Origin of the sequence: Micromonospora sp. CA-269861, from assembly GCF_050948505.1 — a bacterium.
GTDB lineage: Bacteria > Actinomycetota > Actinomycetes > Mycobacteriales > Micromonosporaceae > Micromonospora.
Map to the genome: position 1 here is coordinate 292,886 of NZ_CP192014.1, position 13,024 is coordinate 305,909.

A 13,024-nucleotide genomic window follows, 5' to 3' on the forward strand; every position below is an offset into this window, starting at 1 on the left:
GGCGCCGGAGCGGTCAGGAGGAAGCCGGCGTCGGTTCGCCGGCGACTGCCTCATCCACCGTCGGATAGGTGTGCAGCACCTCGACCAGCCCGCTCACCTCGAGGATGCGCAGCACACCGCGCTGCGGGGCGGCCAACCGGACCACGCCGCCGGCCTCGTCACAGCTGTTCTTGGCACGGACGAAGACCGACAGACCCGTCGAGTCGCAGAACGAGACGTCCGCCAGGTCGAACACCAGCCGGTTGCGGCCCTTGTCGAGCAGGTCGGTGATCTGGTCCTGCAGCTGCGGTGCGGTGGCCATGTCCAGCTCGCCCGCGACCGACACGACGACCACGTCGCCGCGTTGTTCCGTGTGCACCGTCAACGACATTCGCCAGACCTCCTGTTATCGGGGGAACGGTATCCCACGACCGGGGTCGGACGCAGAACGGGAGCCGTGATCCGGTGGCCATCGTCATTCCGTTGCTACGGGGCAAGTAGTTCGTCAGGCCCCGGTGATAGAGTCCGCCCGGTCCAGGTCAAGGGGGTTCGAAATGGCGTTGAGCACCGAAGAAAGTGGTCGGCTTGCCGCGTTGCTCAGCGGGCAGGCCGAACGGGTCACATCTCGGTGGACCGAGATCGTCACCAGGTCGTTGCGGGGCCGGTTGAGTCAGGCCGAGCTGCGCCGGCAGGTCCAGGATCTGCACCGCGCCATCGTCACCACCGGTGAGCAGGGCGACATCGACCTGTCCGCCGACAGCGCCGGCGAACTGCGCGCCGCGCTCTCCGAGCTGTCCCGTGGCCGGGCCCGACAGGGCTTCTCCGCCACCGAGACCACGATCAGCATCTTCGCGTTGAAGGACGTGCTGGCCGAGTTGGTGCAGGAGACCGGCAGCGCGAACGCGCTGCACGACTACGTCGCCTTCTCCAAGCTGGTCGACGAGCTGGGCCTGTTCACCTTCGAGACGTTCGTGCGCACGCGGGAGAGCCTGATCGCCGACCAGGCCGAGCAGCTGCTCGAGCTCTCCACGCCAGTGGTCAAGCTCTGGGAAGGCGTCGTCGCCGTGCCGCTGGTCGGCACCCTGGACTCGGCCCGGGCCCAGGTCGTCATGGAGCGGCTGCTGCAGACCCTCGTCGACACCAGCTCGCCGTACGCGATCATCGACATCACCGGCGTACCGGCGGTGGACACCCAGGTCGCCCAGCACATCCTGAAGACCGTGGTGGCAGCCCGGCTGATGGGCGCCGACTGCATCATCTCCGGCATCCGCCCGCAGATCGCGCAGACCATCGTGGCGCTCGGCATCGAGTTCGGCGACATCGCCACCAAGGCGAGCCTCGCCGACGCCCTGCGCCACGTGCTGCGGCTCACCGGTGTGGAGAACGGCCGCCGGCAGCCACGCCGGGACGCCTGATGGAACGGGTACCGATCCTCAAGATCGGCGACATCCTGCTCGTCTCCATCCAGCTCGACATGTCCGACCAGACGGCGGTCGCGCTCCAGGAGGATCTCGCTGAGCGGATCGTGGCCACCGGCTGCCACGGCGTCATCATCGACATCACCGCGCTGGACATCGTCGACTCCTTCGTCGGGCGGATGCTCTCCACCATCGCGTCGATCTCCAGGGTGCTCGACGCGGAGACGGTGGTCGTCGGAATGCGTCCGGCCGTCGCCATCACCCTTGTCGAACTGGGGCTGTCGCTGAACGGCATCCGTACCGCGTTGAACGTCGAGCGTGGCATGGAGCTGATCGCGGCAGCCAACGCCGACGAGCTCGAATACCAGCTCGACGACGATCCGGACGTCGAGACGGCCACGCCGTGACCGCGGGCGTCGACGTGGGCCACCCGCAGGCGCAGTCGATCCAGAGCGACCAGGACGTGGTGCGCGTCCGGCAGTTGATCCGTACCGTGGCGGTGGCCGTCAAGCTGTCCCTCGTCGATCAGACCAAGGTGGTCACCGCGGCGAGCGAGCTGGCCCGCAACACGCTGGTGTACGGCGGCGGCGGTTCGGTCGAGGTGACGGTCGTGGAGAACGTCCGCCGCAAGGGTGTGCAGATCGTCTTCGTCGACTCCGGGCCGGGCATCCCTGACCTCGACCTGGCCCTCACCGACGGCTACACCACCGGTGGCGGGCTCGGCCTCGGGCTCAGTGGCGCCCGACGCCTGGTCGACGAGTTCCAGATCGAGACGTCAGCGGAGAGCGGCACGCGGATCACGGTCACCAAGTGGTCGAGGTGAACGCCGACGCGGTCACCGACAGTGGCATCTGGTTCCGGGTGGAGGCCAGCAGCGCGGCGAGCGCCGTCCGGCGTGCCGCCGAACGCCTCGGCGCGCAGGTGGAGATGGGCGACGCTCGCATCGCCGACCTGGCCATCGTCGCGGCCGAGCTGACCAGCAACCTGGTGAAGCACGCCGACGAGGGTGTGCTGCTGCTCCGGCCGGTACGCCGCGCCGGGCAGGCCGGTGTGGAGCTGGTGGCCATCGACTCCGGCCCCGGCATGGCCGACCTCACCGTCTCGTCCCGGGACGGGCACTCCACGACCGGCACGCTCGGCATCGGTCTGGGCGCCATCGTCCGACAGGCCAGCTGGTTCGACGGATACTCGCTGCCCGGCCGGGGCACCGTCCTCGCCGTGCAGGTCTGGCCGGCCGAGGCGGCGCGCCCGTCCTGGGCCGGTGCCCTCACCCGGCCGATCACCGGTGAGACGATCAGCGGCGACGGGTACGCCGTCCGGGTTGTCGACGGGCGGCACCAGGTGCTGGTCAGCGACGGGTTGGGGCACGGCCCGCTGGCGGGGGCCGCCACCGACGCGGCGCTTGCCGCGTTCCGCGACGCCCCGGCCGGCCCACCGGCGATGGTGGTCGGTCACCTGCACCGGAGCATGTCGCACACCCGTGGCGCCGCGCTCGCCGTCGGCGAGCTGATACCGGAGGCCGGCGTGCTGCACTACGCAGGCCTGGGCAACATCTCCGGCGTGGTCGTCGAGGGTGACGGCCGCCGTCGAGGGCTGGTGTCGCTGCCCGGCATCGCCGGCCACCAACGGCCGACGATCCGCGAGTACGACTACCCGTTCGGTCCCGGCGCCCGGCTGGTGATGCACAGTGACGGGGTGGTCGACAGGTGGCGGATGGCCGACTACCCGGGCCTGGCCGAGCGGTCCCCGCTGATCATGGCGGCGACCCTGCTGCGGGACGCCGGTGTGCGACGCGACGACGCCTGCGTACTGGTCGCGAGGTCCTGGGCATGACCGGGGAGGCGGCCGCACTGCCGCTGCTCCAGATGGCGCTGCGGGTCGAGCAGGACATCTTCGTGATCCGTCAGCGGGGGCGCGAGGTGGCCTCGGTGGTCGGCCTCGAACACCAGGACCAGGTGCGTATCGCCACCGCGCTCAGCGAGGTCGCCCGGGACCTGCTGCGCACGACCGGGGGAGCTGACGTCTCCTTCTACGTCGACCCGGGCGCCGACGACCGGTTCCACCTGCGCGCCGACCTGGCCCCGGTGGCCCCGCTCCCGGACGGCCGCTACGAGCCGCAGTCCGGCGCGGTGTCCCGACTGGTTGACACACTGAGCGTGTCGACCGTCGCGGGGGTTACGGTCGTACGGATGTCCCGACGAGTCCCGGCCAACGCGCCGACACCGACCCCGGAGCGGCTCGCCGAGTTCCGCACCGAACTCGGCCGTACCGCGCCGGCCAGTGCGCTGGACGAGTTGACCGTGCAGAACGGGCAGCTCATCGCCGCACTCGACGAGGTGCGCAGTCAGCGCGACGAGCTGGCCGTGCTGAACGAGGAGCTGGCCGAGACCAACCGCGGCGTGCTGGCGCTCTACAACCAGCTCACCGAAGAGCTGGAGGAGACCAACCGAGGCGTCGTCGCCCTCTACGCCGAACTGGACGAGAAGTCGGCCCAACTCCGTGCGGCGAGTGAGTCGAAGAGCCGGTTCCTGGCGAACGTGAGCCACGAGCTGCGCGCCCCCGTCACCGCGATCATCGGCCTGGGGAGGCTGCTCACCGACTCCGCGTCCGACCCGCTCACCGACGAGCAGGGCCGCCAGATCGAGCTGATCCGCTCGTCGGCGGCGGATCTGCTCAACCTGGTGAACGAACTGCTGGATCTGGCCAAGGCCGAGTCCGGCCGGATCGAGCCGGACCTGGCCGACGTCGACCTGCGCCCGGTCTTCGGTCAACTGCGCGGCACGCTGCGCGCGCTGGCCACCCGACCGGAGGTGGAGCTGGTCGTCGAGGAGCCAACCGCGCCGGCAATGCTGCGCACCGACGAGGTGCTGCTCGGCCAGGTGCTGCGCAATCTGCTGCACAACGGGTTGAAGTTCACCGAGCGCGGCCAGGTGCGACTGCGGGCCAGCCAACACGGCGACCGTTGGCAGTTCGAGGTCAGCGACACCGGGTCGGGCATCGCGCCCGAGCTGCACGACCGGATCTTCGAGGAGTTCTACCAGGTGCCCGGTGCCACCCGGGTCGGCGGCACCGGCCTCGGTCTGCCGTACGCCCGGCGGTTGGTGACGCTGCTCGGCGGGACACTGGAGCTGACCAGCGCGCCGGGCGAAGGCAGCACGTTCACCGTGTCCCTACCCACAGGCCGGGCGTGACGGCGTGGACGGCATGCCGACAACCATCCTGGTGGTCGACGACAGTCGTACCAAGCGTTACCTGCTGGTCAGCTGGCTGACCCGGGCCGGGTTCACAGTGCTGGAGGCCGAGAACGGCGCCGAGGCGTTGGCTCGGGTCGAGGTGGACCGGATCGATCTGGTGGTTCTCGACGTCCGGCTGCCCGACCTGAGCGGCTACGAGGTCTGCGAACAGATCAAGGTCCGGCACCCGGCGATGCCGGTGATCCACGTGTCGGCGCACGCCGTGGACGTGGCCGACCGCGCCCAGGGGCTGACCCGGGGCGCCGACGCGTACCTGACCGAGCCGATCGAGCCCGAGGAGCTGATCGCCACCACCCGGGCGGTGCTGCGCTACTACCAGGCACGCCAGCGCGCCGAACTGCTCGCCGAGCGATTGCTCGGGTTGGCCGACACGACAGTGGCCGTGCACGCCGCGCCGACCTTCGCGCGCCTGCTGGAGGCCGCCGCCGAGGGCGCTGCCCTGATCTTCAAGAGCCCGGCCGCGGTGATTGCCGAAACCTTCGACGGTGACTGTCTCGCGGGCGTCTGCGCCGGCCCCGGCGCGACGGCCGTGGTGGTGCCCTGGGTCGTCGACGACACCGGGGTGCCGACCGGCGCCACGGTCCGGGTGGAGGCCCCGGCGAACTGGGCGCTCGTCGACTGGCCGGCGGACGACACGGTGACGGTCGCCGCCGCGCGGCTGCGCGCGGACCGGGCCCCGCTGTACGTGGTGGTCCCGACCGCCACCCAGACCGCGCGGACCCCGGTGCTGGTCCAGCTCGCCCAGGCGGTGGCGGCGGCCGTGGAGGGGCAGCGCTCGTTCGACGAGGAGCACCGCATCGCTGTCACCCTCCAACGCAGCCTGCTCCCACGCGGGCTGCCCACCGTGGCCGGCCTCGACCTCGCGGTCCGCTACGAGCCGGCCAGCGCGCAGACCGAGGTGGGCGGCGACTTCTACGAGCTGGTGATGCTCGACGGGCACCTGCTGCTGGCGATCGGGGACGTCGCCGGCCACTCGCTGCACGCCGCGACCGTGATGGCCGAGCTACGGCACGCGGTGCGGGCGTACGCGGTCGAGGGCCACCAGCCCGGCGAGATCCTGCACCGGGTCAACGAGCTGATGCGGACACTGCTGCCGAACGAGTTGGCGACGCTCTGCGTACTGCTGCTGCACCCACCGACCGGACGGGTCCGGCTGGCCAGTGCCGGGCACCTTCCGCCGCTGATGGTCATGGACGGCAAGGTCGAGTTCGTGCAGCACTCCGCGCCGCTGCTCGGCGTCCGCGCCCCTCGCCCGGCCGACCTGGAGTTCGTGGTGCCGGCCGGGGCCACGCTGGTCTTCTACACCGACGGCCTGATCGAACGACGGGACGCCACCATCGACGAAGGGCTGGCCGCGCTGGCCTCAAGCGCCGCAACTGTCGACGGTGACCTGGACCAGTTCTGCGCCCGACTGCTGGTGGAGCTGGCCCCACCGGAGATCCAGGACGACGTCGCCGTGGTCGTCCTGCGTCGCCGCTGATCTCTCAGCTCTTCCCGTCTTCTTCAGCTTCTTCAGCTCACCGAGCGGGCGTACGCGGCGGGAGACACTCCGGCCACGGCGGTGAAGTCACGGACCAGGTGGGCCTGGTCGCTGTAGCCGAGGTCGGCGGCGAGGTCGGCCCAGCTCGGCGGACCACCAGCGGCCTGCTCGACCGCCTCCTGGAGCCGGTAGCGGCGGATCACCCACTTCGGCCCGACCCCCACGTACTCCAGGAAGAGCCGCTGCAACCGGCGGACCGGAACGTCGTGCCGGGCGGCGAAGTCGGCGACGCGCAGCACCGTCCGGTCGGTGCGGATCGCCTCGGCCAGTCGGACGGCCTCCTCGGCCATTGGGTCCGGCTCCGGCTGCCAGGCGGTGAGGAGGGTGTCCAACGCCCGGCAACGCCCGTCGTCGCCGGCGGCCGATGGTCCCGAAGGCCCGCCCGCGCACACCGGGACGTCCGGGCGGGTCAGTCGGCCGGCGGGCAGCGGCACCCTCCGCCCGGTCAGCTCACTGACCGGGCGACGCCAGAACGCGTGGAAGCCGCCGGGGCGGAACTGCACCCCGGACACCTGGCCGCTGCCGCTGAGCGTGATCCGGAACAGGTCGAGGCCCACCCCGGCCACCTCGCCGGACTCCGGCTCGTCGTCGGCGCCGTCGTCGTCACGTCGGAACACCACGTTCACCGCCGGGTGCGGCACGACCCGCTGCTCGAACGGCGTGCTCAACGCCCAGTCGATCAACCAGTAGTGCTCGACCCATGGGCGCAGCGACGCCGCCGGCAGGTGTCGACGGAAGCGCACCTCGCGCAGTAGACGCCCGGGATCGAGAATTCCCCGGCTGTCGCCACGCGGTCGCTGTCGCATTTGTTCAAGACCACCCTCATACGCTGGCCCTATGTCCACTCAGACTAGCGAGCTGCTGGCGGCTGCCGCGCCGCGAACCGTCGATGTCGTACGCGGTATCTCCGACGACCAGCTGGACCTGCCCACGCCGTGCCAGGACTACGTGGTCCGTGATCTGCTCAATCATCTCTTCCAGGTGGTGGTCAACTTTCAGGAGCTGGCCGGGAAGCGACAGGTGGAGTGGGCCGAGAAGCCCGACCACCTGGGCGACGGCTGGCGGGACAGGTTCGAGGTGGAGACCGGTCGGTTGGTCGCCGCCTGGTCGGACCCGTCCACCCTGGAAGGCGTGTCACCGGGAATGGGCATGCCGCAGCCCGTGATCGGCGGCATGGCCCTGCTCGACCTGACCGTGCACGGCTGGGATCTCGCGGTCGCCACCGGCCAGCCGTACCGCCCAGCCCCGGAGGCGGTGGCCGAGCTGCACGGGCTGGTGGAGCAGTTGGGCCCCACCGCCCGCAAGATGGGCGTCTTCGCCGACCCCACCCCGACCCCCACCGACCTGACCCCCGACCTGACCCCCGACCTGGCCCACCTCCTGACCAAGACCGGCCGCCTCCCCACCTGGCCCCAAACCCCCTAACCCCACCCCACCCACCCGGCCCCCGGCCGCCAACCCCCGGTTGATCATGAAGTTATTGCTGTCTACCCCGGCGTGTCGGCGCAATAACTTCATGATCAACGGGGTCGGGTGGGGTGGGGGTAGGGGTGGGGTGGTGAGTTGTTGACTTGGGTATTCGCTGGGTGAATAGTGGGCGGGGTGTCCACGCCGCATGTTCTGCTCGGGTTGCTCGCTGGGGGCAGCCGGCACGGGTATGAGCTGAAGCGTGCGCACGACGAGCGGCTGCCGCGAGCTCGGCCGCTGGCCTTCGGGCAGGTCTACGCCACTCTCGGTCGCCTCGAACGCGACGGGCTGGTGGCGACCGCCGGGCAGGACCGCGTGGCCGGGCCGGATCGCACGGTGTACGCGCTGACCGACCAGGGGCGGGACACACTCGACCAGTGGCTGTCCACTGTGGAACCGCCCATGCCGTACGTGGCCAGCACGCTCTTCGCCAAGGTCGTGGTGGCGCTGTTGGTCGCCGATGTCGATCGGGCCCAGTCCTATCTGATCGCCCAGCGGGCCGCGCACACGGCACGGCTGCGTGAGCTGACCGCGGTCAAGGCCGACCTGGCCGCGACCCTCAGCGATGTGGTCGCGGCCGATTTCGCGATCGCCCACCTCGACGCGGATCTGCGGTGGCTGCACGCCACCCTGGGCCGGGTCGCCGACTGGCACCGGGAGGTGCATCCGTGACGCAACTCCAGGCTCGCGGCGTGGTCAGGGCGTACGGCCCGACGCCAGCGCTGCGCGGTGTGACGCTCGACGTGGCCGAGGGCGAGATCGTCGCCGTCACCGGGCCGAGTGGCTGCGGCAAGTCGACACTGCTGCACTGCCTTGCCGGGATCCTCCGGCCGGACGTCGGCGAGGTCACCTGGCGCGGGCACCGCATCGACACCTGGTCGGAGGCGGCCCGGTCCCGGTTGCGGCGCACCGAGTTCGGGGTGCTGTTCCAATTCGGGCAACTGGTGGCCGAGTTGACCGCGGCCGAGAACGTCGCCCTGCCCCTGCTCCTCGCCGGCACGGGGCGGCGAGAGGCACGGACGGCGGCGCTCACCTGGCTGGAACGGTTCGGGGTGATCGAGGTGGCCGACGTCCGGCCGGGCGAGATGTCCGGGGGGCAGCAGCAACGCTGCGCCACGGCGCGGGCGTTGGTGACCGAGCCTCGGGTGCTCTTCGCCGACGAGCCGACCGGCGCCCTGGACACGCTCACCGGCGAGCAGGTCCTGACCCAACTGGTCCGGCTCGCCCGCGAGCAGCGCACCGCCGTCGTGCTGGTCACGCACGAGCCGCGGATCGCCGCGTACGCCGATCGGGAGATTGTGCTGCGCGACGGCCTGGTGGACCACACCGGCCTGGGGCTCGACGTGCCGCTGGCCGGCGGTGCCCGGTGAGACCGACGACGCTGGTGCGCCTCGCGCTGGCCGGCACCCGTACCGACACCGCCCGGGTGGTGCTCACCGCGCTCAGTGCCCTGCTGGCGACCCTGGCCGGGCTCGCGGCGCTGACCGTGGTGGCCATCCCCACGCCCGCGGCGACGGAGGAGAACCGGAACAGGTGGTCCGAGCAGTACCACAACGCTCTGCTGGTGGAGCCCGGGTTGCGCGGCGGTACGGCGCTCGCGCTGCTGATGCTGATGATCCCGGTGCTGGCGCTGGCAGGTCAGTGCGCCCGGCTCGGCGCGCCGGCACGGGACCGCCGCTTGGCCGCGCTCCGGTTGGCCGGTGCCACCCCCGGGCAGGTCACCCGGCTGGTGGTGCTGGAGACCGGCGTGGCGGCTCTGCTCGGCACGCTCGTCGGGCTGGGTGTGTACCTGGTGGGCCGTGACCTGCTGCACCGCCCGGACGCGTCAGGTCAACTGAACCTGCCCACCGACGTGCTGCCGTCGCCCGGCGCGCTGGTCGGCGTGGTGCTCGGTCTGCCTGTCGTCGCGGCGCTGGCCACCGCCCTGATGCTGCGTACGGTCACCACCAGCCCGCTCGGGGTGAGCCGCAGGGCAGTCCGGGAGCGCGGTCCAGGCCCGTGGGCCGGGGTCCTGATCGGGTTCGGCGTGACCTCGTTCGCGCTGATCCGCCCGGCGGTCAACCGGTTCGACGACAGCGAAGAGTGGGCCTGGGTGGTTCCGCTGTTGTTCGCGGCAGGTGCGGTCGCGGCGATGATCGGGGTGGTGATCGGCACCGGCTGGATCTCGTACCACTGTGGGGTTCTGCTGCGTCGGCACGCCCGCCGTGCCCCGGCGCTGCTCGCGGCGGGCCGGCTGATGGCCGATCCGTGGGCGGGCAGCCGCACGTTCGCGGCGCTGCTCGCCGCCCTGATCTTCGGCGGGGGCGCGGCCGCCCAGCGCGCCTACTTCGCCACCAAGGACCAGCTCGACCGGGAGCAGAGCCGACTCGCCGGGGCGGGCGACGGTGGCGCGAACCCCTTCTACCTGTCGACGATGGATTTTGTCGACGGCGCGATCGCCGTGGCCATCCTGATCGCGACGGGCGGCTTGATCGTCGCGCTGGTGGAGGGGATCGTCGCCCGTCGACGCGCCTACGCCGCGTTGGTCGCCACCGGGGTGCCCCGCGCGACGCTGAGTCGTTCGGTGGCCTGGCAGGCGTTGGCGCCGGCCGTGCCGGCGATCCTGCTCGCGCTCGGGGTGGGCACGGTGCTCGGTCGAGGGCTCGTGGCGGAGGTGTCAGGGGGCGGCGGGTCGACGATGATCTGCGAGGCCACGGCGGCGCTCTGTGACGACCCTGCCACCCGAGAGCAGTACAGCCGGATCGTGCACATTCCCGAGGTGCAGCGAGCCGTCCCCGTACCCCTGGAGCACCTGGCGTGGCTCGGCGCCGGCGCGTTGGCGGCGGTGCTGGTGACGGTCGGTGTCGGCCTGCTCTTCCTGCGGGTCAGCACCGCCCTGGACGAGCTGCGGACGACCTGAGTCGGGGTCGGGTCAGGCGCTGAGCAGACCGGCGGAGAGTGCGACAAGCGTGCCGACCACAGCCGAGCAACAGCAGACCAGGAGGCCGGCGACGATCGCGAGGATCAGCCAGACCCGGCGGTCCCGCGCCACCGCCGCCAGGCTCGGTCGGCGGACATCCTCGGCGGTCCTGTCGTCACCATCCGTAGCCCCGGTCACCCCGGAAGTCTAGGCCCCGACATCCGCCACGACCCGGAAGGCCAGGCGGGACGCCCGCGCATCCGAGACCCGATCATGATCGCGCCCGATCACGGAAATGGTGTCCCCGAGCCGCCGAGGGGACCACTTCCACGACCGAGCGCGATCATGCCGAACCGGCAGGTCAGGCGCGGCCGATGCGGTCCAGGACCCAGGCGTTGATGAACGCCTCCTCCCGCCAGGAGTCGTAGCGACCACTCGGACCGCCGTGCCCGGCGCCCATCTCGGTCTTCAGCAGGTAGTCGCCGCCGGGGGCGACCGCCCGCAGCCGGGCAACCCACTTCGCCGGCTCCGAGTAGAGCACCCGGGTGTCGTTGAGGCTTGTCACCGCGAGGATCGCGGGATATTCCACGGCGGCCACGTTCTCGTACGGCGTGTAGGACTTCATGTACGCGTACACCTCGGGGTCGTCGAGAGGGTTGCCCCACTCCTCCCACTCGGTGACGGTGAGCGGCAGCGACGGGTCGAGGATCGACGTGAGCGCGTCCACGAACGGCACCTGCGCCACGATCCCGGTGAACGCGTCCGGCGCGAGGTTGGCCACCGCGCCCATCAGCAGGCCACCCGCCGAGGCGCCCCGGGCGACCAGGCGGTCGCTGGCCGTCCAGCCGGCCTTCACGAGGTGCCGGGCGCACGCCACGAAGTCGGTGAACGTGTTCTTCTTGGCCAGCAGCTTGCCCTGGTCGTACCACCGACGGCCCAGCTCACCGCCGCCCCGGATGTGCGCCACCGCGAAGACCACACCCCGGTCCAACAGGGACAGTCGGGCCACCGAGAACCACGGGTCCATGCTGGCCTCGTACGAGCCGTAGCCGTACAGCTCGCAGGGTGCCGAGCCGTCCCGGGGGGTGCCGACGCGGCAGACCAGCGAGATCGGCACCCGGGTGCCGTCGTCGGCGAGCGCCCAGTCGCGGAACTGCTCGTACTCGGCCGGGTCGTACGGTCGCCCGTCCGGCCCGGGCAGCACCGGCTTCTGCTTGAGCAGCACCATCTGCCGGGTGACCAGGTCGTAGTCGTACACCGAGTCGGGGGTGATCAGGGAGGAGTAGCGCAGCCGGACCTGACCGGTGCGGTACTCCGGGTTGGCGTCCAACCCGACGCTGTACAGCGGCTCGGGGAAGTCGATGTCGTACCCGTCGTCACTGCCCACCGGCAGCACCCGCAACCCGGTGAGCCCCTCGGTGCGCAGCGACACCACCAGGTGGTTGGCGAAGGCGTCGACGGCCTCCAGCCGGGTGCCGGGGGTGTGCTCGATCAGCGGCACCCAGTCGCCCGGGACGTCCGCCGAGGTGAACGCCAGCGCGAAGTCCTCAGCGCCGTCGTTGTGCAGGATCAGGAAGCGGTGGCCGTGGTGCTCCACCGTGTATTCGACGCCCTGCCGGCGGGGAGCGATCACGGCCGGCGCGCCGGTCGGGTTGCCGGCGGGGATCACCAGCACCTCGCTCGTCACCTTGCTGTGCACGTCGATGAGGATGAACTTCTCCGACCGGGTGAGCTCCACCCCCACCCAGAACCGCTCGTCGTCCTCCTGGTGGACCACCACGTCATCGGCGGCGGCGGAGCCGACGGTGTGCCGCCAGACCCGGTTCGGCCGCCAGGCGTCGTCCACAGTCACGTAGAACAGCACCGAGGCGTCGGTCGACCAGGCGGTGCCGTAGAACGTGTCAGGCACCTCGTCCGGCAGCAGCTCGCCGGTGGTCAGGTCCTTCACGCGCAGGGTGAACCGTTCGTCACCGGAGAAGTCGGTGGAGTAGGCCAGCCAGCGACCGTCCGGGCTGACGTCGAACGCGCCGAGTGAGAAGAAGTCGTGCCCCTCGGCCAGCAGGTTGCCGTCGAGCAGCACCTCCTCGCCGTCGAGCGGAGCGCCGTCCGCGCTCACCGGCGGGTCGGTCTCACCGTCGCGGACCGCCCGCCGGCACTGCACGCCGTACTGTTGCCCCTCGACCGTCCGGGTGTAGTACCAGTGCCCGCCCTTGCGGGTCGGCACGGACAGGTCGGTCTCCTGGGTACGTCGGCGAGTCTCCTCGAACAGGTCGGCGCGCAACTCGGCCAGGTGTGCCGTACGCGCGTCGGTGTACTCGTTCTCGGCGGTCAGGTAGGCGATCGTCTCCGGGTCGTCCTTGGCGGCGAGCCAGGCGTACTCGTCGACGACTGTGTCGCCGTGGTGGGTGCGCTCGCTGGGCACCCGCTTCGCCGCGGGCGGGGCAGTCTCGGTGGTCACGGCGGCCAC

The 13,024-nt window shown here is 71.3% G+C and carries 14 protein-coding genes; 10 read left to right on the forward strand and 4 right to left on the reverse strand.

Annotation, left to right across the window (positions count from 1 at the left end; genetic code table 11):
- Positions 1 to 13 precede the first annotated feature (13 nt).
- On the reverse strand, positions 14 to 370 hold the full coding sequence (locus ACQP0U_RS01420; protein WP_007454464.1) for an STAS domain-containing protein: 357 nt from the start codon (positions 368 to 370) through the stop codon (positions 14 to 16).
- A 163-nt stretch (positions 371 to 533) separates the two neighbouring features.
- Here ACQP0U_RS01420 and ACQP0U_RS01425 point away from each other — a divergent pair, with 163 nt between their 5' ends.
- From ACQP0U_RS01425 to ACQP0U_RS01450, 6 genes are read left to right on the forward strand one after another with little or no spacing between them, the layout of a single operon-like run.
- A complete protein-coding gene (locus ACQP0U_RS01425) occupies positions 534 to 1,394 on the forward strand; it encodes an STAS domain-containing protein (protein WP_433315075.1) in 861 nt (286 codons plus the stop codon).
- Positions 1,394 to 1,804 carry an STAS domain-containing protein gene (locus tag ACQP0U_RS01430; RefSeq protein WP_433315077.1) on the forward strand — a complete coding sequence of 137 codons (411 nt, stop codon included), beginning with the start codon at positions 1,394 to 1,396 and terminating at the stop codon, positions 1,802 to 1,804. The genes ACQP0U_RS01425 and ACQP0U_RS01430 overlap by 1 nt, the downstream gene beginning before the upstream one ends.
- On the forward strand, positions 1,801 to 2,220 hold the full coding sequence (locus ACQP0U_RS01435; protein WP_433315079.1) for an ATP-binding protein: 420 nt from the start codon (positions 1,801 to 1,803) through the stop codon (positions 2,218 to 2,220). The genes ACQP0U_RS01430 and ACQP0U_RS01435 overlap by 4 nt, the downstream gene beginning before the upstream one ends.
- Positions 2,217 to 3,230 (forward strand): SpoIIE family protein phosphatase, encoded by a 1,014-nt coding sequence (locus ACQP0U_RS01440; protein WP_433320539.1) that lies wholly within the window; start codon positions 2,217 to 2,219, stop codon positions 3,228 to 3,230. The genes ACQP0U_RS01435 and ACQP0U_RS01440 overlap by 4 nt, the downstream gene beginning before the upstream one ends.
- Positions 3,227 to 4,588, forward strand: coding sequence for a sensor histidine kinase (locus ACQP0U_RS01445; protein ID WP_433315081.1), 1,362 nt, complete (start codon positions 3,227 to 3,229; stop codon positions 4,586 to 4,588). Before ACQP0U_RS01440 ends, ACQP0U_RS01445 begins: the two co-directional genes overlap by 4 nt.
- 13 nt (positions 4,589 to 4,601) lie before the next feature.
- On the forward strand, positions 4,602 to 6,131 hold the full coding sequence (locus tag ACQP0U_RS01450; RefSeq protein ID WP_433315082.1) for a SpoIIE family protein phosphatase: 1,530 nt from the start codon (positions 4,602 to 4,604) through the stop codon (positions 6,129 to 6,131).
- Between the two features lie 32 nt (positions 6,132 to 6,163).
- Here the strand turns inward: ACQP0U_RS01450 and ACQP0U_RS01455 are convergent, their stop codons facing one another.
- Positions 6,164 to 6,997: an AraC family transcriptional regulator gene (locus ACQP0U_RS01455; protein WP_433315084.1), complete on the reverse strand. Its 834-nt coding sequence runs from the start codon at positions 6,995 to 6,997 to the stop codon at positions 6,164 to 6,166.
- Between the two features lie 31 nt (positions 6,998 to 7,028).
- Between ACQP0U_RS01455 and ACQP0U_RS01460 the strand changes: the two genes are divergently transcribed.
- The 4 genes from ACQP0U_RS01460 (at position 7,029) to ACQP0U_RS01475 (ending at position 10,557) form a co-directional block, all read left to right on the forward strand.
- On the forward strand, positions 7,029 to 7,616 hold the full coding sequence (locus tag ACQP0U_RS01460; RefSeq protein WP_433315085.1) for a TIGR03086 family metal-binding protein: 588 nt from the start codon (positions 7,029 to 7,031) through the stop codon (positions 7,614 to 7,616).
- Between the two features lie 177 nt (positions 7,617 to 7,793).
- Positions 7,794 to 8,330, forward strand: a complete 537-nt coding sequence (locus ACQP0U_RS01465; RefSeq protein WP_433315087.1) for a PadR family transcriptional regulator — start codon at positions 7,794 to 7,796, stop codon at positions 8,328 to 8,330.
- Positions 8,327 to 9,028: an ABC transporter ATP-binding protein gene (locus tag ACQP0U_RS01470; RefSeq protein ID WP_433315089.1), complete on the forward strand. Its 702-nt coding sequence runs from the start codon at positions 8,327 to 8,329 to the stop codon at positions 9,026 to 9,028. The genes ACQP0U_RS01465 and ACQP0U_RS01470 overlap by 4 nt, the downstream gene beginning before the upstream one ends.
- Entirely contained in the window at positions 9,025 to 10,557 is a 1,533-nt protein-coding gene (locus ACQP0U_RS01475; RefSeq protein ID WP_433315091.1) for an FtsX-like permease family protein, read from the forward strand. The genes ACQP0U_RS01470 and ACQP0U_RS01475 overlap by 4 nt, the downstream gene beginning before the upstream one ends.
- A gap of 12 nt (positions 10,558 to 10,569) precedes the next feature.
- Here the strand turns inward: ACQP0U_RS01475 and ACQP0U_RS01480 are convergent, their stop codons facing one another.
- A complete protein-coding gene (locus ACQP0U_RS01480) occupies positions 10,570 to 10,755 on the reverse strand; it encodes a hypothetical protein (RefSeq protein WP_433315093.1) in 186 nt (61 codons plus the stop codon).
- Between the two features lie 163 nt (positions 10,756 to 10,918).
- The gene (locus ACQP0U_RS01485; protein WP_433315094.1) at positions 10,919 to 13,015 is read right to left on the reverse strand and encodes a S9 family peptidase; all 2,097 of its coding nucleotides are present in this window, start codon (positions 13,013 to 13,015) and stop codon (positions 10,919 to 10,921) included.
- Positions 13,016 to 13,024 lie beyond the last annotated feature (9 nt).